General features: G+C 73.0%; 16 protein-coding genes and 1 pseudogene. 7 read left to right on the top strand and 10 right to left on the bottom strand.

What is annotated here, in order from left to right:
- Positions 1-67 precede the first annotated feature (67 nt).
- The gene (locus tag GPJ59_RS12440) at positions 68-1,903 is read left to right on the top strand and encodes an NHL domain-containing thioredoxin family protein (RefSeq protein ID WP_219667142.1); all 1,836 of its coding nucleotides are present in this window, start codon (positions 68-70) and stop codon (positions 1,901-1,903) included.
- Positions 1,904-2,028: 125 nt separating this feature from the next.
- Positions 2,029-2,427, top strand: coding sequence for a VOC family protein (locus GPJ59_RS12435; protein ID WP_219667140.1), 399 nt, complete (start codon positions 2,029-2,031; stop codon positions 2,425-2,427).
- 55 nt (positions 2,428-2,482) lie between these two features.
- Here GPJ59_RS12435 and GPJ59_RS12430 read toward each other — a convergent pair whose 3' ends face one another.
- From GPJ59_RS12430 to GPJ59_RS12420, 3 genes are all read right to left on the bottom strand, one after another.
- Positions 2,483-3,775, bottom strand: coding sequence for a M18 family aminopeptidase (locus GPJ59_RS12430; RefSeq protein ID WP_219667138.1), 1,293 nt, complete (start codon positions 3,773-3,775; stop codon positions 2,483-2,485).
- Between the two features lie 109 nt (positions 3,776-3,884).
- On the bottom strand, positions 3,885-4,628 hold the full coding sequence (locus GPJ59_RS12425) for a hypothetical protein (RefSeq protein WP_219667136.1): 744 nt from the start codon (positions 4,626-4,628) through the stop codon (positions 3,885-3,887).
- Positions 4,629-4,810: 182 nt separating this feature from the next.
- On the bottom strand, positions 4,811-6,637 hold the full coding sequence (locus GPJ59_RS12420; protein ID WP_219667133.1) for an acyl-CoA dehydrogenase: 1,827 nt from the start codon (positions 6,635-6,637) through the stop codon (positions 4,811-4,813).
- Between the two features lie 176 nt (positions 6,638-6,813).
- Here GPJ59_RS12420 and GPJ59_RS12415 point away from each other — a divergent pair, with 176 nt between their 5' ends.
- The 3 genes from GPJ59_RS12415 to GPJ59_RS12405 all read left to right on the top strand — a co-directional run bounded on the left by GPJ59_RS12415 (position 6,814) and on the right by GPJ59_RS12405 (position 8,918).
- Positions 6,814-7,278, top strand: a complete 465-nt coding sequence (locus GPJ59_RS12415) for an SseB family protein (protein ID WP_219667131.1) — start codon at positions 6,814-6,816, stop codon at positions 7,276-7,278.
- 147 nt (positions 7,279-7,425) lie between these two features.
- Positions 7,426-8,385, top strand: a complete 960-nt coding sequence (locus GPJ59_RS38475) for a winged helix-turn-helix domain-containing protein (protein ID WP_219667129.1) — start codon at positions 7,426-7,428, stop codon at positions 8,383-8,385.
- A 137-nt stretch (positions 8,386-8,522) separates the two neighbouring features.
- Positions 8,523-8,918: a hypothetical protein gene (locus GPJ59_RS12405; protein ID WP_219667128.1), complete on the top strand. Its 396-nt coding sequence runs from the start codon at positions 8,523-8,525 to the stop codon at positions 8,916-8,918.
- Positions 8,919-9,005: 87 nt separating this feature from the next.
- On the opposite strand, the gene GPJ59_RS12400 is transcribed toward GPJ59_RS12405, so the two are convergent.
- Positions 9,006-9,458: a hypothetical protein gene (locus GPJ59_RS12400; protein ID WP_374200842.1), complete on the bottom strand. Its 453-nt coding sequence runs from the start codon at positions 9,456-9,458 to the stop codon at positions 9,006-9,008.
- Positions 9,459-9,617: 159 nt separating this feature from the next.
- On the opposite strand from GPJ59_RS12400, the gene GPJ59_RS12395 reads away from it, so the two are divergent.
- The gene (locus GPJ59_RS12395; protein ID WP_219667126.1) at positions 9,618-10,616 is read left to right on the top strand and encodes a pirin family protein; all 999 of its coding nucleotides are present in this window, start codon (positions 9,618-9,620) and stop codon (positions 10,614-10,616) included.
- A 79-nt stretch (positions 10,617-10,695) separates the two neighbouring features.
- Here the strand turns inward: GPJ59_RS12395 and GPJ59_RS12390 are convergent, their stop codons facing one another.
- Both GPJ59_RS12390 and GPJ59_RS12385 read right to left on the bottom strand, forming a co-directional pair.
- On the bottom strand, positions 10,696-11,793 hold the full coding sequence (locus GPJ59_RS12390; RefSeq protein ID WP_308120265.1) for an AI-2E family transporter: 1,098 nt from the start codon (positions 11,791-11,793) through the stop codon (positions 10,696-10,698).
- A 167-nt stretch (positions 11,794-11,960) separates the two neighbouring features.
- A complete protein-coding gene (locus tag GPJ59_RS12385) occupies positions 11,961-14,177 on the bottom strand; it encodes an ATP-binding SpoIIE family protein phosphatase (RefSeq protein ID WP_219667124.1) in 2,217 nt (738 codons plus the stop codon).
- Positions 14,178-14,313: 136 nt separating this feature from the next.
- Here GPJ59_RS12385 and aspS point away from each other — a divergent pair, with 136 nt between their 5' ends.
- Entirely contained in the window at positions 14,314-16,131 is a 1,818-nt protein-coding gene (aspS, locus tag GPJ59_RS12380) for an aspartate--tRNA ligase (protein ID WP_219667149.1), read from the top strand.
- Between the two features lie 138 nt (positions 16,132-16,269).
- On the opposite strand, the gene GPJ59_RS12375 is transcribed toward aspS, so the two are convergent.
- The 4 genes and pseudogenes from GPJ59_RS12375 to GPJ59_RS12360 all read right to left on the bottom strand — a co-directional run.
- Entirely contained in the window at positions 16,270-17,064 is a 795-nt protein-coding gene (locus GPJ59_RS12375; protein ID WP_219667122.1) for a hypothetical protein, read from the bottom strand.
- 94 nt (positions 17,065-17,158) lie between these two features.
- Positions 17,159-18,904 (bottom strand): VWA domain-containing protein, encoded by a 1,746-nt coding sequence (locus GPJ59_RS12370; protein ID WP_219667120.1) that lies wholly within the window; start codon positions 18,902-18,904, stop codon positions 17,159-17,161.
- Positions 18,901-20,741, bottom strand: a pseudogene (locus GPJ59_RS12365) (cobyric acid synthase). Before GPJ59_RS12365 ends, GPJ59_RS12370 begins: the two are co-directional and overlap by 4 nt.
- Positions 20,738-21,024 (bottom strand): cobalamin biosynthesis protein (locus GPJ59_RS12360; RefSeq protein ID WP_219667117.1); only part of this gene is annotated, 287 nt, incomplete at its 5' end. The gene GPJ59_RS12360 and the pseudogene GPJ59_RS12365, both read right to left, overlap by 4 nt.

Here is a 21,024-nt window from a genome sequence, read left to right as displayed (position 1 = left end):
ATCTCGCGTGCGCGGCGTCACGTCCACGCGTGACAGGCCGTTCATACCCGGATGGCAAGCTTGAAGGATGAACGATGCTGCCCCGGCGCCCACCCCCGCGCCCGCGCCCCGCCGTGCCCGTGTCCGTGCCCCCGAGCTGATCGGCAAGGGCGGCTGGCTCAACACCGGTGGGAAGGATCTGAAGCTCGCCGACTTCCGAGGTCGCGTATTGATCTTGGATTTTTGGACGTTTTGCTGCATCAACTGCCTGCACGTCCTGGACGAGCTGCGCGAGCTGGAGGAGAAGCACCGGGACACCGTTGTGATCGTCGGCGTTCACTCGCCGAAGTTCGTGCACGAGGCCGAGCACGGCGCCGTCGTCGACGCCGTCGAGCGGTACGGGGTGGAGCACCCCGTGCTCGACGACCCCGAGCTCGCCACCTGGAAGCAGTACGCCGTACGGGCCTGGCCCACGCTCGTGGTCATCGACCCCGAGGGGTACGTCGTCGCGCAGCATGCCGGTGAGGGGCATGCGCACGCCATCGAGCGGCTCGTGGCCGAGCTGGAGGCCGAGCACGAGGCCAAGGGGACGCTGCGGCGCGGGGACGGGCCGTACGTGCCGCCGGAGCCGGTCGCGACGGACCTGCGCTTCCCGGGCAAGGTCCTGGCGCTGCCCGGGGGCAACCTCCTGGTGTCCGACTCCACCCGGCACCAGCTGGTGGAGATGGCACCCGACGGGGAGAGCGTCGTACGGCGGATCGGCAGCGGCGGGCGCGGCTTCACCGACGGCGCCTTCAACGAGCCGCAGGGACTGGCCCTGCTGCCCGACGGCCGGGTGGTCGTCGCCGACACCGTGAACCACGCGCTGCGCGTGTTCGACCCGCAGACCGGCACGGTCGAGACCGTCGCCGGCACCGGCCGGCAGTGGTGGCAGGGCTCGCCGACCGCCGGTCCGGCGCTGGAGGTCGACCTGTCCTCGCCGTGGGACGTGGCGTGGTGGCAGGACAAGGTGTGGATCGCCATGGCCGGCGTGCACCAGCTGTGGACCTGGGACCCGGAGGCCGGGACCGTGCAGGTGGCCGCCGGGACCACGAACGAGGGGCTGGTGGACGGGCCGGCCGCCGAGGCCTGGTTCGCCCAGCCGTCGGGGCTCGCGGCCGCCGGGGACCGGCTGTGGATCGCCGACTCGGAGACCTCCGCGCTGCGCTGGATCGATGCCGAGGGCGTCGTCCACACGGCGGTCGGGACCGGGCTGTTCGACTTCGGGCACCGGGACGGGGAGGCCGGCCAGGCGCTGCTCCAGCACCCGCTCGGGGTGACCGCGCTGCCCGACGGGTCCGTGGCGGTCTGCGACACGTACAACCACGCCCTGCGCCGCTACGACCCCGCCACCGGCGAGGTCAGCACGCTGGCCACCGATCTGCGCGAGCCCAGCGGTGCGGCGCTGGCCGGGGAGGACGTGGTGGTCGTGGAGTCGGCGCGGCACCGGCTGACCCGGCTGCGGCTGCCCGAGGAGGCGGTGAAGGTGGCGGACGTGGCGCACCGGACGCAGCGGGCCGCGACCGAGGTCGCGCCCGGCACGCTGCGGCTCGACGTGGTCTTCCAGGCGCCGAGCGGGCAGAAGCTCGACACGCGCTACGGTCCCTCCACCCGGCTGCTCGTCAGCTCCACGCCGCCCGAGCTGCTGGCCGCGGGGGACGGGGCCGGGACGGACCTGTTCCGCGAGCTGGTGCTGGCGGACGGGGTCGGTGAGGGCGTGCTGCACGTGTCCGCGATGGCGGCCTCCTGCGACGACGACCCCGAGAACGAGTACCCGGCCTGCCATGTGCACCAGCAGGACTGGGGCGTTCCGGTGAAGATCAGCGACAGCGGGGTCTCCCGGCTGCCGCTGGTGCTCGCCGGGATGGATCCTTCCGGCGCGTAGGGCGCGTAGGGCGCGTAGGGCGCGTCCTCCGGCGCCGCGCGGCGTTCCGTGTTCCGTACACGGAACGCCGCGCGGCGTAGCATCGAAGAGGGCCGGGCGGACCGTCGGTGCAGGAGGTGGCTGGCATGCCTGAGACCCGGGGAATCGGACACATCACCCTGACGGTGACCGATGTGAAGCGCAGTGCGGAGTTCTACAACCGGCTGTTCGACACGCAGACGGTGCTCGATGTGGCCGACGAGGTGGGGCCGTTCGTCGCGGTCGCCTCTCCGGTCCTGGTCCTGGGCTTCCGTACGCATCCGACGACGAATCAGGCGGACGCCTTCGACCCGGGCCGGGTCGGGCTGGACCACGTCGCCTTCCACGTCCCCGACCGGGCCGGCCTGGAGGCCTGGGAGTCCCGGCTCGACGAGCAGGAGGTCGCGCACTCCGGCATCGTCGAGGACCAGTCCGGGCTCCATCTCAACTTCAAGGATCCGGACAACATCGCGCTGGAGTTCTACCTCCCCGCCGCACAGGGCTGAGGCGCCCCGCCCGGGCCCTGCGCGGCGGGCGGGGCCCGGGCGGCGGGCGGGCCGCTCAGCCCTCCAGGAAGGCGACCAGGGAGTTCGCCAGCAGGAACGGGTCGTCCGCGCCGCACAGTTCGCGGGCGCTGTGCATCGACAGGATGGCGACGCCGATGTCCACGGTCTGGATGCCGTGCCGGGCGGCCGTGATCGGGCCGATCGTGGTGCCGCAGGGCATGGAGTTGTTGGAGACGAACGTCTGCCACGGCACCCCGGCCCGCTCGCACGCCGCGGCGAACACCGCGCGCCCGCTGCCGTCGGTGGCGTAGCGCTGGTTGACGTTCACCTTCAGGATCGGGCCGCCGTTGACCCGCGGGTGGTGCGTCGGGTCGTGCCGCTCCGCGTAGTTGGGGTGGACGGCGTGGCCGGTGTCGGAGGACAGGCAGACCGTGCCGGCGAAGGCGCGGGCCCGGTCCTCGTAGGTGCCGCCCCGGGCGAAGACGGATCGTTCCAGCACATTGCCGAGGAGGGGGCCGTCGGCGCCGGTGTCCGACTGCGAGCCGTTCTCCTCGTGGTCGAAGGCGGCCAGGACCGGGATGTACTCCAGCGTGTCGGACGTCGAGACCGCCGCCAGCGCGGCCGTGCCCGCGTGCACCGAGATCAGGTTGTCCATGCGCGGGCCGGCCACCAGCTCGCGGTCGCGGCCGAGGTAGGCCGGGGGCTCGATCGAGTGGACCATCAGGTCCCAGCCGGCCACCGAGCCGGCGGCCAGGCCCTCTTCCTCCTCCAGGAACGCGATCAGGTCGCCCTCCTGGACCTCGCCCAGGCCCCAGATCGGCTGCATGTGGCGCTGCTTGTCCAGCTTCAGGCCGTCGCTGTTGACGGACCGGTCGAGGTGGACGGCGAGTTGGGGCACGCGCAGCAGGGCGCGGTCCACGTTGACCAGGCGCTCGCTGCCGTCGCGCAGCGTCAGCCGGCCCGCCAGGCCCAGGTCCCGGTCCAGCCAGGTGTTCAGCAGGGTGCCGCCGTAGATCTCGACGGCGATCTGCCGCCAGCCCTGGGAGCCGGTGTCGGGCAGCGGCTTGACCCGCAGGTTGGGCGAGTCGGTGTGCGCGCCGACGATCCGGAACGGGGTGTGGGCGGAGGCCCCCTCCGGCACGTACCAGGCGATGATCGCGCCGCCGCGGAGCACGAACTTGCCCCCCGCGCTCGCGTCCCAGGCGTCCGTTTCCGACAGCTGCCTGAAGCCGGCCTTCTCCAACCGCTCGGCGGCACCGGCCACCGCGTGGTACGGCGACGGGCTCGCCGCCAGAAAGGTCATCAGATCGTCGGTGTGGCCGCGGTCGAAGCGGGCGGGAGAGCTCATGTGGTTCACCTTAACGACGGTCGTGTTCGCCATGGCCGGACTGTGGCGGATAGCCGACGGGCAGCAGGGGACCGGGCCGCGGCGGAGGTGAACCGCGTCCCGGACCGGCTCAGCCCGGCGGGCGCTCGAAACGACGGTGCAGCTGTCTGCGCTCGCCCCGCCGGATGCGCGGGAGCATCTCCGGGGTCTGCGGCGAGCGCTGCGCACGTCTCTTGCGCCCGGCGCAGAAGATACAGGCCTCGCCGGGCGGAGCATCGGGATCGATCGGCGCGCCGGGGTGCTCGGCACATCCCGAGGCGTTGCGCGGCCGCGACAGCTCGCGGGCGGTGATGAAGGCCTTGTGGATGTCGTCGGCGATGCGGACGAAGTCCTGCTCGGGCGAGGTGATCGTGAGGTGGAAGCGCTGTTCCTCGACGGTCCGCAGGTATTCCCGCAGCTGGCGCAGGGTGAACGGGCCGTCCGGCACGGGATAGCCGAGCCGGCGCTGCTCGGGTGCCGGCGCGGCGGCCGGCGCCGTCCCGCGCGCGCTCTGCAGGCGCCGGCCCAGGCGCCTGCGGTCGTTGCAGATCAGGCAGCGGCCCCAGCCCTCGGGCGCCTCCGGGTCCAGCGCGCCGTCGGGGTGCACGGGGCAGCCGGTGTAGCTCTTGGCGGGGGCCAGCCCGGCCGCCGTCCGGAAGGCCTCGTAGAGCGCGTCGGTCACCGGCTCGTACTCGGCGGGGTGGGAGCCCTCGTAGAGCTCCTTGACCTGGTCCCCGAGCGTGCCCAGGGTGCCCTGAAGCTGCTTGAGGGCGTACGGCCGCCCGGCGGGGACGCTGTACCCCCTGCCGCCGCGCTGCTGCTCCTGTGGACTCATGTCTACGAGCGTGCCACGAACCACTGACAACCCGGGAACGGCAGCGGCCGGACCCCCGGTGCGTGGGGGTCCGGCCGCTGCGCGCGTACACCGCGTACGTCGCGCGGGGTGGCGAGGGTGGCGAGGAGCCTCGGGGAGGTCTTGGGAGGCCTCCCGAGGCCTTGCAAGGCCCTCCGAGGCGCTTAGAAGGCGGCCTCGTCGAGCTCCATCAGGGAGTTGTCGACGGCCTCGGCCAGCTCGCGCTGGACCGTGACGCCCGGCAGGATCTGCGAGGCGAAGAACTTCGCCGCGGCGATCTTGCCCGTGTAGAACGGCACGTCCTTGGCGGAGGCGCCGGCCAGCTTCTCGGCCGCCACGGCGGCGCCCTTGAGGAGCAGGTAGCCGACGACCACGTCACCGGAGGCCATCAGCAGGCGGGTGGTGTTCTGGCCGACCTTGTAGATGTTCTTGACGTCCTCGCCGGTGGCGGTGAGGTCGACGATCATCTTGCCGACGATGCCCTCCAGGGCGACCGCGGCCTTGGCCAGCGCGTCGCGGGCCGGGGCCAGCTCCTCGCCGCCCGCGCCCTCGGCGAGGAACTTCTTGATCTCCTCGGAGAGCATGTTCAGCGAGGCGCCCTGGTCGCGGACGATCTTCCGGAAGAAGAAGTCCTGGCCCTGGATCGCCGTGGTGCCCTCGTACAGGGTGTCGATCTTGGCGTCGCGGATGTACTGCTCGATCGGGTACTCCTGCAGGAAGCCGGAGCCGCCGAAGGTCTGCAGCGACTGGGCGAGCTGCTCGTAGCCCTTCTCGGAGCCGTAGCCCTTCACGATCGGCAGGAGCAGGTCGTTCAGGCCGACCAGCGCCTTGGCGTCCTCGCCCGCCGCCTCCTTGACCGCGATCTCGTCCTGCACGGCGGCCGTGTAGAGGACGAGGGAGCGCATGCCCTCGGCGTACGCCTTCTGCGTCATCAGCGAGCGGCGGACGTCCGGGTGGTGCGTGATGGTGACCTTGGGCGCGGTCTTGTCCATGAAGTTGGCCAGGTCCTGGCCCTGCACGCGCTCCTTGGCGTACTCCAGGGCGTTGAGGTAGCCCGTGGAGAGCGTGGAGATCGCCTTCGTGCCGACCATCATGCGGGCGAACTCGATGATCATGAACATCTGGCGGATGCCGTCGTGCTTGTCGCCGATCAGCCAGCCCTTGGCGGGGTGCTTGTCGCCGAAGGTCATCTCGCACGTGTTGGAGGCCTTCAGGCCCATCTTGTGCTCGACGTTGGTGGCGTAGACGCCGTTGCGCTCGCCCAGCTCGCCGGTCTCCCAGTCGAAGTGGAACTTCGGGACGAGGAACAGCGACAGGCCCTTGGTGCCGGGGCCGTGGCCCTCGGGGCGGGCGAGGACGTAGTGGAGGATGTTCTCCTCCATGTCGTGCTCACCGGACGTGATGAAGCGCTTGACGCCCTCGATGTGCCAGGAGCCGTCCTCCTGCTGGACCGCCTTGGTGCGGCCGGCGCCGACGTCCGAGCCCGCGTCGGGCTCGGTGAGGACCATGGTGGAGCCCCAGCGCTTCTCGACGGCGATCTGGGCGACCCGCTTCTGCGCCTCGTTGCCCTCGGCGTGGAGGATGCCGGCGAACGCCGGGCCGGAGGAGTACATCCACACGGCCGGGTTCGAGCCGAGCAGCAGCTCCGCGTAGGCCCAGATCAGGGAGCGGGGCGAGGTGGTGCCGCCGATCTCCTCGGGCAGGCCGAGCCGCCAGTACTCCGACTCCATGAAGGCGTTGTAGCTCTTCTTGAAGGAGGCCGGGACCGGGGCGGTGTTGGTCTCCGGGTCGAAGACGGGCGGGTTGCGGTCGGCGTCCGCGAAGGACTCGGCCAGCTCGTTCTCGGCCAGGCGCGCGATCTCGGCCAGGATGTCCTTGGCGGTCTCGGTGTCCATCTCCGCGAACGGGCCGGTGCCGTACAGCTTGTCGCGGCCGAGCACCTCGAAGAGGTTGAACTCGATGTCGCGGAGATTCGACTTGTAGTGCCCCATGACGACGGCTCCGTTAAGGATCGGGGAGACAGGTTCCACGTACGTACCAATCGGTAACAACATGATGCTACCCACGGGTAATAAGAAGCAACCCTTGTCCGGCGACTGTGACCAGCGTCAAGCCTTGGCGCGAATGCGGGCGCGGCCCCCAGGGGCCGCTCGGTAGGCTTCCGCCCATGTACGGCTACGACCAGAACCCGGGTGCCCAGCAGCAGTACGCCCCGCCGCAGCAGCAGATGCCCGGCGTCGGCTACGCCGAGCAGCCGCTGTACCCCGAGCCGTCCCCGCCCTCGCTCGCCGACGCGGTGCGGGCCTTCACCACCGGGTCGCTGTCCGCCGAGGACTTCCAGCAGATCTTCGCCACCTCGAAGGTCTACTGCCCGCGCGGCGAGACCCCCGGATTCCTGGCGCTGCACAACACCCAGCAGCCGGTGATCCCCATGTTCACCACGCTCAAGGAGCTGCGCCGGTACGCCGGCAAGGAGTCGAAGTACTTCGTGATCACCGGTGCCGAGGTGATCGACCTGCTGCCCACCGGGTACGGCTTCGTCCTCGACATGGAGGGCGACCACCGGATGGTCTTCGACGCGAAGGCGGTCGAGCAGATGGTCGACTTCGCGATGCGCCGGATGTACGGCTAGCTTCACGACGCGCCGGATGTACGGCTAGCTTCGCGATACGCCGGATCTACGGCGGGACGGCTGGACGGCTGGACGGCGGGACGGCTGTCCGGCGGCACGGCGGCGGGTGCCGGGTCGCCGGGGGAGGGGGCTGGGGCGTTGCTCAGGGTGCACTTCAGCGCGGAGGACCTGCTCGACATCAGGTTCGCCGCCGAACCGATGCCGCTGGTCGAGCTCTGCCTCGCCCTGGCGGCCTGGCAGCGCACGGACCGGCCCGGGGTGTTCGCCCGGTGGCGCCGGCAGGTGGCGCGCGAACTCCCGGCCGACGCCCGCCCGCTGCTGGAGCTGCTGCGTCCCGACGGGGACAACCCGGGCTTCGTCGAGCCGCCGGTGCGGGACCTCGACGCCGCCCTGGACGCCGTACGCGAGGGCGGACGCCGGCTGCCGTACGAGGACCTGGTGCGCGCGGCCTCCCGCTCGCGGAACGGCGGCGACCCCGGCGGCTGGCTGCGCGCCCTCTGGGAGCAGGACCGCGAGGCGTGGGCGCTGCTGGAGCGGTCGCTCCGCTCGGCGCACGCGGCGCTGATCGCACCGCGCTGGTGCGAGATCCGGCAGTCCTTCCGGGCCGACGTGGCCTGGCGCACCCGGATGCTGGCCGGGCACGGCATCAAGGCCACCCTGGCCGGCACCCACCCGGACGCCCGCTGGTCCGGCACCACCTTCGAGGTGCCCGGCCCGCCGCACTTCGAGACCGGCCTGGGCGGGCACGGGCTGACCCTGATTCCGTCGGCGTTCTGGACCGGCCGCCCGCTGCTGGGCCGCCTGCCGGACGGCTCCCACCTGCTGATCTACCCGGCGCTGACCCCGCTGCCGCTGGTCGCCCCGGCCGGGGCGGACGGCTCGCTGGACGCCCTGCTGGGCCGTACGCGGGCGGCCGTCCTGCAGCAGCTGACCGACCGGCGCACCACCACCGAACTGGCCCGCGACCTGGGCATCTCCCTGCCGTCGGTGTCGGAGCACACCCGCACCCTGCGCGCGGCGGGCCTGATCACCACCGAGCGCGAGGGCAAGGCGGTGCTGCACGCGGCGACGGGCCTGGGCGTGGACCTGCTCCGCAGCGGGGGCTGAGCGTTCGGGGACCTTTCGGCGACCGTTCGGGGACGTTTCGGCGAGCGCCGAAACCATCGCGGCGTTCGTGGCCCCGCCCGCAATGTGGGTGCCGCGGGGCGAACAGGAGTCCCCGCCCCACCGACACGGAGGCCGTGATGACTCGTTCTTCCTCCCGCACCCCGATCCGCCGGAAGGCCGCCGCCGCGGCGGCCGCAGCCGCGCTCGCCCTCGGTGCAGGCCTGCTGGCCTCCGCCCCGGCCGAGGCCGCCACCTGTGGTGTCAGCGGCGGCCGGCTCTACTGCGGGAACACCCCGGACGTCGACATGTTCCGGTACGCGAGCTTCAGCGCGCCCTGGGTGGACACGCTGAAGACCAACCCGAGCGTCTTCGACTGCTGGACCACGGGCGAGTGGCACGGGGGCGGCAACAGCACCTGGTACGGCGCCTACGGCGATGTGACCGGCCGCTTCGGCATGGTCCCGGCCGAGGTCGTCTACACCTCGTCGGCGTTCGACGCCAACCCGGGCGCCTACGGCCTGCGGCACTGCTGAGGCCCGCTGCGGGCAGCGGCAGGGGGCGCGGCGCCGGGTACGGGGGGCCCGGCGCCACCGCCCGCCCGGCATCCCGGGACAGAGCACCTACCGCGCCGCTGCGGGGAGGGCGGCCCGGTGGGTCCAGGCGGCGTAGCCGCACCAGACCGCGGCGGCGAGTACGACCGCGGCGGCGCCCGCCGCGAGCACGGGGGGCTCGGGGCGGAAGCCGAGGGCCAGGCGGGTGCCCAGCATGACGAGGAAGAAGCCGACGCGGCCGGGGCCGTAGACGACGATGCGGGCCGAGGTCGCCCGCAGCAGCCCGGCCGCGGCCAGCCCGGTGGCGGCGCAGATGCCGAGCAGCGGCCAGAGCGGGCCGGGGGGCGCGCTCGGGATGCCGAAGTCCTCGGGGCCGACCCGGAAGGCGGAGCTGACCCAGCCGAAGCCGATGGCGCAGGCGGTCACGCCCAGCACCCAGAGGGTGTGGCGCCACCACGGGCCGGGGCGGATCTCGCCCTCCTCCTCGCCGGCGGCGGTGCTGTCGCTGTCGATGATCTCCATCACGACCGGTAGGACGCACGGAGCCGGGCCAAGGTTGGCAGGGCCGTGCCGGCGAGCTGCGCAGGGCCCCGGGGAATGTCCCCGGGGCCCGTTCTGTTCTGCGGGTGTGGCAGAAAGTTCGAGTTTCAACTAAACTCGACGCAGAAGGAGGTCCCGACCATGCCTGCAGTGACTGTTGAGAACCTGTTGACGCTCCCCCGGGTCGCCGAGCCGTCCACAGAGACCGCCGCCCGCCGCGTCCTGGCCGTCACGACCGCTCCCGGCGGCTTCGAGGGCGAGGGGTTCCCGGTGCGCCGTGCGTTCGCCGGGATCAACTACCAGTACCTCGACCCGTTCATCATGATGGACCAGATGGGCGAGGTGGAGTATCAGCCTGGGGAGCCGAAAGGGACCCCGTGGCACCCGCACCGCGGCTTCGAGACGGTGACCTACCTGATCGACGGGACCTTCGTCCACCAGGACAGCCACGGCGGCGGCGGCGTCATCAACGGCGGCGACACCCAGTGGATGACCGCGGGCTCCGGGCTGCTGCACATCGAGGCCCCGCCGGAGCAGCTCGTGGTCAGCGGCGGGCTGTTCCACGGGCTCCAGCTCTGGGTCAACCTGCCGGCCTCCGACAAGATGATGCCCCCGCGCTACCAGGACATCGGCGGCGGCAAGGTCACCCTGCTCACCACCCCCGACGGCGGCGCGCTGCTGCGGGTCATCGCCGGCGAGCTGGACGGCCACGAGGGCCCGGGCATCACCCACACGCCCATCACGATGATCCACGCGACCGTCTCCCCGGGCGCGCAGGTCACCCTCCCGTGGCGGGCCGACTTCAACGCCCTGGCGTACGTCATGGCGGGCCGGGGCAGCGTCGGCACGGACCGGCAGCCGGTCCGGACCGGGCAGACGGCGGTCTTCGGTGAGGGAGGCTCGATCACGCTGCGAGCGGACGAGTCCCAGGACTCCAACGCGCCCGCGATGGAGATCGTCCTGCTCGGCGGGCGCCCGATCCGCGAACCGATGGCGCACTACGGGCCGTTCGTCATGAACAGCCGCGCCGAGCTCCAGCAGGCCTTCGACGACTTCCAGGCCGGCCGGCTCGGCCGGATCCCCACCACGGAGCGCACCGGCCTGGGCCACCGCGGCACCGGCGAGGCCGAGACCGGCTGACCGGCAGCGCCCAACCCCTGGGGCCGACCGGCGCCGGGGGTTGGGCGGGTTCGGACGTCCCGGCGGTGGCGTTGCGTCCTCAGGCCTGTGGTGCGGGCCGGGGGTCGGGGCCGGGGTCGTCGCCGGTCTCGGCCTGCGCCTCGGGCGCGGGGGCCGCGTAGCGGGCGCGGAGTTCCGACAGGACGCCGAAGGCCGCGGCCGTCAGCGGGACGGCCAGCAGCATGCCCAGGATGCCGGCGATGCTCGCGCCCGCGGTGATGGTCAGCATCACCGCGGCCGGGTGCATCTGCACGGTCCGGCTCTGCACCACCGGCTGCAGTATGTTCCCCTCGATGACCTGCACGGCCAGGACCACGCCCAGCGCCCACAGGCCGACCGTCCAGCCGCCGTCGGCGAAGGCCACCAGGACCACGACGGCGCCGGACAGGAACGCGCCGAGGTAGGGGATGTACGCGGTCACGAAGACCAGCGCGCCCAGGCCCACCGCTCCGGGCACCTTGAGCACGAGCAGGCCCAGGGTGATGAGGACGGCGTCGATCAGCGCGATGAAGGTGGTCCCGCGCATGAAGCCCTCGACGGCCTCGTACGCCCGGCGGCCCATCGCCTCGATCATGTCCCCGGAGTGGCTGGGCACCATGGAGCGGAGGGTGCCGGAGGCCCGGTGCGAGTCGCGCAGGAAGAAGAAGACCAGCACCATCGCCAGCAGCGCCGTCGCGAACATCTGGCCGACCACGCTGAGCCCGGTGATCACGCCGGAGGCGGCCGTGCCGCCGAACTTCGAGAGCAGGTCCTTGGAGTTCTTCGCCAGGTCCTCCAGGGAGGTGCCGGCCGCCCCGAAGTGCTCGGCGATGTCCCGGCCGGCCTTGCGCAGCGAGTCGATGATCTCGTCGCCCGTCTGCACCAGCGCGACCCCCACGGCGTACGTGGCGCCGCCGACCAGGGCGACGACGGCGAGGCAGGTCAGCGCGGCGGCGAGGGAACGGTTCACCCGCATCCGGATGAGCCGCCGGTGCATCGGACCGAGCAGGGCCGTGCCCAGCAGCGCGAGCAGCGCGGGGGTCACGGCGGCCTTGAAGGTGATGCACAGCCAGATCAGCACCGCCGCAACGCCGGTGACCAGGAGGAAGACGGCGCACCAGGCGGCGAGCCGGCGGACCGGTTCGGGGAGAAGGGAGATCGACACGGCGTCATCCAACCATGTGCCGCGCCCGGTCCGGCCGGCGCGCGCACCGGCCGGACCGCCGCATCCCGGCCGTTCCGGCACGCGCACCGGTCGGGTCCGGCGCATCCCGGCCGTTCCGGCCCGCGGCTCGCGGCCCGCCGCATCCTGCCCGAGGCTCCCCGTCAGCCGGAGTCCGGCTTCGACTCCTCGTACAGCTCGAACCAGATCGACTTGCCCTCGCCCCGCGGGTCCACGCCCCAGGCGTCCGCGAGCATCTCCATCAGCAGCACCCCGCGCCCGCTGGACGCCATCTCGCCCGGGTGCCGTTTGTGCGGCAGCTCGTCGCTGCCGTCGGCGACCTCGATGCGCAGCCGCCGCGTGCCGAGCTCGCCGACCGCCTCGGCCACCAGCAGGGCGTCGCCGTCGGTGTGCACCAGGACGTTGGTGACCATCTCCGAGACCATCAGCTCCGCCGCGTCGACCTGTTCGGGGTCCGCCCAGTCGTGCAGCAGCTCGCGGACCTGCCGGCGGGCGCCGGCGATCCGCTCCGGCTCGGCCTGGGCCACCGTCAGCATGGTCCGGCGGGCCGGTCGGACCAGCTGGTCCACCGGGGTGCCGCAGCCGCAGCCCGGGCCCTCGCGGCACAGCAGCACGACCGCTATGTCGTCCTCGCGCCGGTCGGCGAGCGGGCCGGTGGTGTGGTGCGAGGAGGGCCCGTGCACGGCCTGGACCAGCAGGTCGGCCAGCTTCTCCAGGCCCTCGCTCTCGTGCGCCCCGGACTCCAGGACCGCCCGCAGCCGGGCCCAGCCGGTGTCCAGGTCGTGCCCGCCGGTCTCGATGAGCCCGTCCGTGCACAGCATCATCGTCTCGCCGGGCTCCAGGGTGAGCCGGGTCGTCGGGTAGTCGGTGTCCGCGACGATGCCCAGCGGCAGTCCGCCCGCCGTCGGGCGCATCAGGACCGTCCCGTCGGCCATCCGGACCACCGGGTCGGGGTGGCCGGCCCGGGCCACCTCCAGCACCCCGGTCGCCGGGTCGCACTCGACGTACAGGCAGGTGGCGAAGCGCGGGACGTGGAAGTCGTCGTCCGAGTCGAGCGAGTCGAACGGGTCGTACGGGTCGTCGGCGCCGGCCCCGCCGTCCGCACCGCCCCCGCCGCCGCCGTCCGTACCGGGCAGGCCCGAGTGCAGCCCGGACAGGAAGCGGGAGGCGCGGGAGAGCACCGCGTCCGGCCGGTGGCCCTCGGAGGCGTACGCCCGTACGGCGATGCGGAGCTGGCCCATCAGCCCCGCGGCCCGTACGTCGTGGCCCTGCACGTCGCCGATGACCAGGGCGAACCGTCCCGAGGGCAGCGGGATCATGTCGTACCAGTCCCCGCCGACCTGGAGTCCGCCGCCGGTGGGCACGTACCGCGCGGCGATCTGCATGCCGGGGATCCGGGGGCCCAGTGTCGGCATCATCGACCGCTGGAGGCCCGTGCTCAGCTCCCGCTCGGACTCGGCCACGCCGGCCCGCTGGAGGGCCTGCGCCAGCATCCGGGCCACGGTCGTCAGCACCGACCGCTCGTCGGGGGAGAAGGAGACCGGGTGCTTGAAGGCGGCCATCCAGGCGCCCATGGTGCGGCCGGCGACGATCAGCGGTACGAACGCCCAGGAGACCCGGCCGAAGCGCTGGGCGAGCGGCCAGGTGGCCGGGAACCGCCGTTTGTAGTCCTCGGGGGTGGGCAGGTAGATCGCCCGGCCGGTCCGGACCACCTCGGCGGCCGGGTAGTCGGTCTCCAGGCGCATGTCCGAGAAGGGGCCCTCGTCGCCGGGGCCGTGCCCGTGGTGGCCGATGACCGACAGCCGCTCGCCCGCGACGCCGAAGACGGCCAGCCCGTCCGGGTTGAAGCCGGGCATGGACAGCGAGGCCGCGACCCGCAGCACCTCGGCGGTCGACCGGGCCTCGGCCAGCGCGCGGCCGGCGTCCAGCAGGAACGCCTCGCGCGAGCGGCGCCAGTCGCCGGTGATCGAGGTGTGCGCGGCGGTGGTGCCGGGCTGCGGCTCGGCGATCTCCTGGAGGGTGCCGATCAGCTCGTGGCCGACCCCGCCGTCGGCGCTGCGGTTCTCCAGCGGCTTGGAGCGGCTGCGTACGGTCCGCAGGACGCGCCCGTCCTCGTCCATGATCCGCAGCCGGGCCTCGGCGAGGGTGCCCTCGGCGCGGGCGAGGGTCACGATGCCGTTGATCTCGTTCCAGTCCACCGGGTGGAACCGGGAGCGGACGACGGCCTCGGGCACCACGACCGGTGCGGGGGGCAGGCCCAGGAGCCGGGCGGCCTCGCTGTCGAGGGCGACCGTCCCGGAGGAGTTGTCCCATCGCCACACACCCGTCGCGATGGCGGCCAGGACGTCCTCGGTGCGCATTAGGTCATATTTACAGGTCATGGCGTGGGCGCGCCCGTCCTGCTGCCGTCCCGCGCCCGTCCTGAGGCCGTGCGGGGCGGACGGTAACCTTGTGAGGGTTGAATCCCACCTGCTATCGCGAAGAACTGGATGAATGATGCATCGGTACAGGTCCCACACCTGCGGCGAGCTCCGTGCCTCTGACGTCGGCACCGACGTCCGGCTGAGCGGCTGGCTGCACAATCGTCGAGACCTGGGCGGCATCCTCTTCATCGATCTGCGCGACCACTACGGCATCACGCAGCTCGTCGCCCGTCCGGGTACGGCGGCCGCCGCCGCGCTGGACAAGCTCTCCAAGGAGACGGTCGTCCGCGTCGACGGCAAGGTCGTCTCCCGCGGCGCCGAGAACGTCAACGCCGACCTGCCGACCGGCGAGATCGAGATCGAGGCCGCCGAGGTCGAGGTGCTGGGCGCTGCCGCCCCGCTGCCCTTCACCATCAACACCGACGACGGTGTGAACGAGGAGCGGCGCCTGGAGTACCGCTTCCTCGACCTGCGCCGCGAGCGCATGCACCGCAACATCATGCTGCGCTCCGCCGTGATCGCCGCGATCCGCCACAAGATGGTGGCCCTCGGCTTCAACGAGATGGCGACCCCGATCCTGACCGCGACCTCCCCCGAGGGCGCGCGCGACTTCGTCGTCCCGTCCCGTCTGAACCCGGGCAAGTTCTACGCCCTGCCGCAGGCCCCGCAGCAGTTCAAGCAGCTGCTGATGATCTCCGGCTTCGACCGCTACTTCCAGATCGCGCCCTGCTTCCGCGACGAGGACGCCCGCGCCGACCGCTCGCCGGGCGAGTTCTACCAGCTCGACGTGGAGATGTCCTTCGTCGAGCAGGAGGACGTCTTCCAGCCGATCGAGAAGCTGATGACCGAGCTCTTCACCGAGTTCGGCGGCGGCCGCGAGGTCACCTCCCCGTTCCCGCGGATCCCGTTCCGCGAGTCGATGCTCAAGTACGGCAACGACAAGCCGGACCTGCGCGCCCAGCTGGAGCTCGTCGACATCACCGACGTCTTCGAGGGCTCGGAGTTCAAGGCGTTCGCCGGCAAGCACGTCCGCGCCCTGCCGGTGCCGGACACCGCCGCCCAGCCGCGCAAGTTCTTCGACGGCCTCGGCGACTTCGCGGTCTCGCTCGGCGCGAAGGGCCTGGCCTGGGTCCGCGTCGGCGAGGACGGCACGCTCACCGGCCCGATCGCGAAGTTCCTCACCGAGGAGAACGTCAAGGTCCTCACCGAGCGCCTCGGCCTGGTCGCCGGCCACGCGGTGTTCTTCGGCGCGGGCGAGTTCGACGAGGTCTCCAAGATCATGGGCCCGGTCCGGGTCGAGGCCGCCAAGCGCGCCGGCCACTTCGAGGAGAACGTCTTCCGGTTCTGCTGGATCGTCGACTTCCCGATGTACGAGAAGGACGAGGAGACCGGCAAGATCGACTTCTCCCACAACCCGTTCTCCATGCCGCAGGGCGGCATGAAGGACCTGGAGGAGAAGGACCCGCTGGACATCCTGGCGTGGCAGTACGACATCGTCTGCAACGGCATCGAGCTGTCCTCCGGCGCCATCCGCAACCACGAGCCCGACGTCATGCTGAAGGCGTTCGAGATCGCCGGCTACGAGGCGGAGACCGTGGAGCGCGAGTTCGCGGGCATGCTGCGCGCGTTCCGCCTCGGCGCCCCGCCGCACGGTGGCATCGCCCCGGGCGTCGACCGCATCGTGATGCTGCTGGCCGACGAGCCCAACATCCGCGAGACCATCGCCTTCCCGCTCAACGGCAACGCCCAGGACCTGATGATGGGCGCGCCGACGGTGCTGGAGGAGGCCCGCCTGCGCGAGCTGAACATCTCGCTGCGCAAGCCGGTCGAGGTCAAGGAGACGGAGGGCCGCCCGATCTCCGAGGCGGTCCACCCGGACGCGTCGCGCTGACGCGTCCGATCGGCCACAGGCACGGGGAAGGGCCCGGGATCCGCGCGGATCCCGGGCCCTTCCCCGTGGTTGCGGACAGCGGCGCCGGCCCCGTGTCGCGGACAGCGGTGCAGCGGTGTGGCGGTGCAGCGGCGCCGGTCAGGTCCCGAGGGGCAGCCGCAGGTGTGCCGGGTCGTGGCCGACGGACGAGGGAATGACGCTCAGCTCCACCCACGGGGTGCCCTGGGACACGTGGACGGTGTGCAGGCACTCCACGCGCTGCCCGGGAAGCACCTCGTCGGGGCAGACGGGGTAGCCGTGCTCCTTCTGCCATGCGGCGGCGTACGCGTCCTCGTAGTGGCTCAGCGGGCGGCCGGTGCGGTCGTAGAGGTGGGAGACGGGGGCGACGAGCGGGACGGGTTGGTCGCCCGGGTTGTTGACGGTGATCAGCACCCGGTACGCCTGCCGGCCCGCCGGCAGCGGGGTGGGGGAGTCCGGGGCGGGGGAGAAGGCCTGGGGCGCGTGGACGGTCACCTCGACGCCGTCCTGGTAGACCACGCGGCCGGGCTCCGTGCGCTCCTGCTGCGGGGCGGACGAGAGGACGACGGGGGTGCGCGGCGGGGCGCTGTACTCGGTCGGCCGGGCGCGGCCGGCCTCGCTGTCCTCCGCGTACACCTCGTGCAGCATCCAGAACGCCGCCGCGGCGAGTGCGACCGGCACGGCGACGGCGGTGATGCCGAGGCCGAGGCCGACGTTCGCGGTGCGGGCGCCGGAGGCGAGGCCGCGCCGGACCCGGCCGCGGGCCACGGCCGCGCAGATCACGGCGGCGATGCCGAGCGGCGGGGCCGCGAGGAAGGCAGGCAACAGGACGGGGGTCAGCGCGAGCGCCATCAGGCCCAGCCCGCCGAGCACCACCGCGGCGGTGCCGGCTCCCGTCGACTCGTTCGTCTCCATGCTCCGAACGCTAGGAGCCCGGCGGGCGGCCCCGCTTCGGGACGGATACTCAGACCCGCCTGAGTACGGGGCCGCCGGGCGCCGGTCGGAGGCGCTAGAACCGGTCGAGGACGCCCTTGAGGAGGGCGGCCGAGGTCAGCTCCAGGGGAGCCGGGCCGGCGTGGAAGAAGCCGGCGTTCCCCGACTCCTCCGCCAGCTTCTGGACGAAGTCGAAGCCCTTGGCGTCGTGCTCGCCGAAGGCCACGAACTGCCAGTGGATGTCGTGCCCGGCCGCGCCGGCGAGGGCCTGCTTGGCGGGCTGGCGGCTGTCGGGGGCGCCGTCGGTCTGGAACACGACGAAGGCGGGGCCGGCGGCGCCGGACTTCTCGTAGTGCTCGACGACCTGCTCGACGGCCCGGTGGTAGCTGGTGCGGCCCATGCGGCCGAGCGCGGCGTGCTGCGCCTCGACCCAGCCCTCGCTGTTGTCGAGGGTGAGGTCGGCGGTGCCGTCGATGTCGGTGGAGAAGAACACGGTGTGCACGGTGGCGGCCTCGTCCAGGTGGGCGGCGAGGGCCAGGGTGTGCTCGGCGAGGTGCTGGACGCTGCCGTCCTTGTAGAACGGGCGCATCGAGCCGGAGCGGTCCAGCACGAGGTACACCGAGGCGCGGGCCCCGGCCTTCCCCTTGGCGCGGAGCACCTGCCCGGCGGCCTTGTACGCCCCGGCCACGCCGGCTCCTGCCCGCCGCTTCACCTGCGCGAGCGGCACGGCGGGGCCGTCCGCAGGCTCGCCGTCGGCCTCCGGCTCGGCCTCGGCCGCGGCGGCGACCGGCTCGGGCTCGGGCTCCGGCTCGTCGTCCGGGAACCGGTCGAGGATCTCGTCCAGCTTGTCCTCGTCCAGGCCGGGCGCGTCGAAGGGATTGCGCCGGCGCCGGTGGGGGAGGGCCAGCAGGGCGGCCTGCCGGACGTCCTCCTTGCGTACGGCCGTACGCCCGGCCCACGCGGCCAGCGCGGTCGCCGTCCGGGCCATCACGATGTCGGCCCGCATGCCGTCCACCTCGAACCCGGCGCAGGTCGCGGCGATCTGGAGCAGCGCGTTGTCCCCGAGCCGGACCTGCGGCAGCAGCGCCCGGGCGGCGACCACGCGCGCCCGTACGCCGGCCTCGTCGCCGGCCCAGCGGGCGGCGAAGGCGGCGGGGTCGTCCTCGTACGCGAGCCGCCGCCGCACGACCTCGACCCGCTGCTCGGGCTCGCGCGAGGCAGCGACCTCGACGGTGAGCCCGAACCGGTCGAGCAGCTGCGGGCGCAGCTCGCCCTCCTCGGGGTTCATGGTCCCGACGAGCAGGAACCGGGCGGCGTGCCGGACGGACACGCCCTCGCGCTCGACGTAGGAAGCGCCCATCGCGGCCGCGTCCAGCAGGAGGTCGATCAGGTGGTCGTGGAGCAGGTTGACCTCGTCGACGTAGAGGATGCCGCGGTGCGCGTCGGCCAGCAGGCCCGGCTCGAAGGCCTTCACGCCCTCGGCGAGGGCCCGCTCGATGTCGAGCGCACCGACGAGGCGGTCCTCGGAGGCGCCGACAGGCAGTTCCACCATCCGCGCGGGGCGCGCGGTGCCCTCGGTCGTGTCGTGCGGGCCGTCCGGGCAGGCGGGATCGGGCGCGCCCGGCGCACACGAGAAGCGGCACCCGGCGACGACGTCCACCGGCGGCAGCAGCGCGGACAGCGCGCGTACCGCCGTGGACTTGGCGGTCCCCTTCTCGCCGCGCACGAGCACGCCGCCGACGGCCGGGCTGACGGCGTTGAGAAGCAACGCCAGTCGCAGGTCGGCCTGGCCGACGACCGCGGTGAACGGGTAGGGCGTCACGAGTTGCTCACTCCTTCGTACGACATGGCTGGGCGTGCGGTGCTGCCGCTGCGCGGGGCCTTTTCCCCACCCCGCCCCTTCCCGTAACCGGGGCTGCGCCCCGGACCCGCCCCTGTTCGGGGGCCTTGCCGGCCGTGGCGGACCTGCGGGTCCGCTGCGGCTGGTCGCGCAGTTCCCCGCGCCCCTGGTTGATCCAGCCCCGCCGGCGTTTGAGGCGCGGGGGTACGGGGGCGGAGCCCCCGAAAAGCGGGGTCCGGGGCGGAGCCCCGGTTCGGGAAGGGGCGGGTAGGGGAAAGGCCCCGCGCAGCGGCCCCGCTCACGGTGCACCCGGTGGCACGAACGGCAGGCCCGCCGGGGCGCCGGCCTCGATCAGCCGGAGCAAGGCCTCGGTGTCCGCGTGCTCCTCGATCAGATCGCCCAGCAGATCCAGCTGCTCCTCGCGCAGCGCGCCGAACGACGTGCCCGGAGCCGGGACAAAGCGGCGCCCCGCCGCAGCCGCGACCTCGCGCAGGAACGCCCGCCGGAACCCGTCCGACTCCAGCGAACCGTGCCAGTGCGTGCCCCACACCGAGCCCACCCGGCAGCCGTCCAGGAACGGATCCCCACCCAGCACCTCGGCCACGCCATGGTGGATCTCGTAGCCGCTGACCGCCTCGCCCAGCGCCGAGCCCTCCGGCCGGGCCAGGGTCTTCTCCGCGGCGAACCGCACGCGCACCGGCAGCAGCCCGAGCCCGTCCACCACGCCCGCCCGCGACTCGACCTCGTCCTCGATCCGCTCGCCCAGCGCCTGGAAGCCGCCGCAGATGCCGAGCACCGGGCGGCCCTCCGCGGCCCGCCGGGCCAGGGCGTCGGCCAGGCCCCGCTCCCGCAGCCACTCCAGCGCCTTCACCGTGCCCCGGGTGCCCGGTACGACGGCCAGGTCCGCGTCGGCCAGCTCCTCCGGACGGTCCACGAAGCGCACGACCACGCCCGGCTCCGCCGCCAGCGCGTCCACGTCCGTGAAGTTCGACATGAGCGGCACGGCGCACACCGCGACCCGCAGCACGTCCTCGCCGACCGGCGGGGCCACGACCGACTCGCGTACGGCGCCGCGCAGCGAGACCCTCAGCCCGTCCTCCTCGTCGATGCCCAGCCCGTGCTGGAACGGCAGCACGCCGTACGTCGCCCGGCCGGTCATGCCGCGCAGCATCTCCAGGCCGGGCTCCAGCAGGGACACGTCGCCGCGGAACTTGTTCACCAGGTAGCCGGCGATCAGCGACTGGTCCTGCTCCGACAGCAGGGCGGTCGTACCGAAGAAGGACGCGAAGACCCCGCCCCGGTCGATGTCGCCGACGACGACCACAGGGAAGCGCGCGGCCCGCGCGATCCCCATGTTCACGATGTCGGTGCGCCGCAGGTTGATCTCGGCCGGGCTGCCCGCCCCCTCGCAGATCACGGCGTCATACGTGCCCCGCAACTGCTCCAGGCAGTCCGTGACCACACCGAGCAGCTGCTCCTGCCTGCCGCCGTGGTAGCCGCGTGCGCTCATCTCGCCCACCGGCCTGCCCAGCAGCACCACCTGGCTGCTGCGGTCGCTGCCCGGCTTGAGCAGGACCGGGTTCATCAGGGCGGTGGGCTCCACCCGGGCCGCCTGCGCCTGCATGGCCTGCGCCCGGCCGATCTCGGCTCCTTCGCGGGTGACGAAGGAGTTCAGGGACATGTTCTGCGCCTTGAAGGGCGCCACCTTCACGCCCTGCCGTACCAGCCACCGGCAGATCCCCGCCGTGACCACGCTCTTGCCGGCGTCCGAGGTCGTCCCGGCGACCAGCAGGCCGCCGCCGCGCTGCGCGCTGCTCATGAACGTCCCTTCCTCAGGTGGGAAACCAGCAGACGCCCGGCCACACACGCCCCCAGCGCCACCCACGTCACGCGCCGGGAGAGCCGTACCGCCCGTTCGATGTCCGCGACCCGCACCGGCCGCCCCCGCTCGCCGTTCAGCACGGCCCGGTGCTCGACCCGGCCGCCGTACGCCAGCGTGCCGCCCAGCCGTACGCCGAGCGCCCCGGCGAACGCGGCCTCCACCGGGCCGGCGTTGGGGCTCGGGTGCGCGGCGGCGTCCGCGCGCCAGGCCCGTACGGCGC

Origin of the sequence: Streptomyces bambusae (genome assembly GCF_019400985.1) — a bacterium.
Lineage (GTDB): Bacteria > Actinomycetota > Actinomycetes > Streptomycetales > Streptomycetaceae > Streptomyces > Streptomyces bambusae_A.
Note: the sequence above shows the minus strand (reverse complement) of the source record. Positions and strands in the feature narration are given on the sequence as shown.

Coding starts and splice junctions, on each gene's coding strand:
- GPJ59_RS12440 (WP_219667142.1), top strand. CDS start 68: ATGAACGATGCTGCCCCGGCGCCCACCCCCGCGCCCGCGCCCCGCCGT.
- GPJ59_RS12435 (WP_219667140.1), top strand. CDS start 2,029: ATGCCTGAGACCCGGGGAATCGGACACATCACCCTGACGGTGACCGAT.
- GPJ59_RS12430 (WP_219667138.1), bottom strand. CDS start 3,775: ATGAGCTCTCCCGCCCGCTTCGACCGCGGCCACACCGACGATCTGATG.
- GPJ59_RS12425 (WP_219667136.1), bottom strand. CDS start 4,628: ATGAGTCCACAGGAGCAGCAGCGCGGCGGCAGGGGGTACAGCGTCCCC.
- GPJ59_RS12420 (WP_219667133.1), bottom strand. CDS start 6,637: ATGGGGCACTACAAGTCGAATCTCCGCGACATCGAGTTCAACCTCTTC.
- GPJ59_RS12415 (WP_219667131.1), top strand. CDS start 6,814: ATGTACGGCTACGACCAGAACCCGGGTGCCCAGCAGCAGTACGCCCCG.
- GPJ59_RS12405 (WP_219667128.1), top strand. CDS start 8,523: ATGACTCGTTCTTCCTCCCGCACCCCGATCCGCCGGAAGGCCGCCGCC.
- GPJ59_RS12400 (WP_374200842.1), bottom strand. CDS start 9,458: ATGGAGATCATCGACAGCGACAGCACCGCCGCCGGCGAGGAGGAGGGC.
- GPJ59_RS12395 (WP_219667126.1), top strand. CDS start 9,618: ATGCCTGCAGTGACTGTTGAGAACCTGTTGACGCTCCCCCGGGTCGCC.
- GPJ59_RS12385 (WP_219667124.1), bottom strand. CDS start 14,177: ATGCGCACCGAGGACGTCCTGGCCGCCATCGCGACGGGTGTGTGGCGA.
- aspS (WP_219667149.1), top strand. CDS start 14,314: ATGCATCGGTACAGGTCCCACACCTGCGGCGAGCTCCGTGCCTCTGAC.
- GPJ59_RS12375 (WP_219667122.1), bottom strand. CDS start 17,064: ATGGAGACGAACGAGTCGACGGGAGCCGGCACCGCCGCGGTGGTGCTC.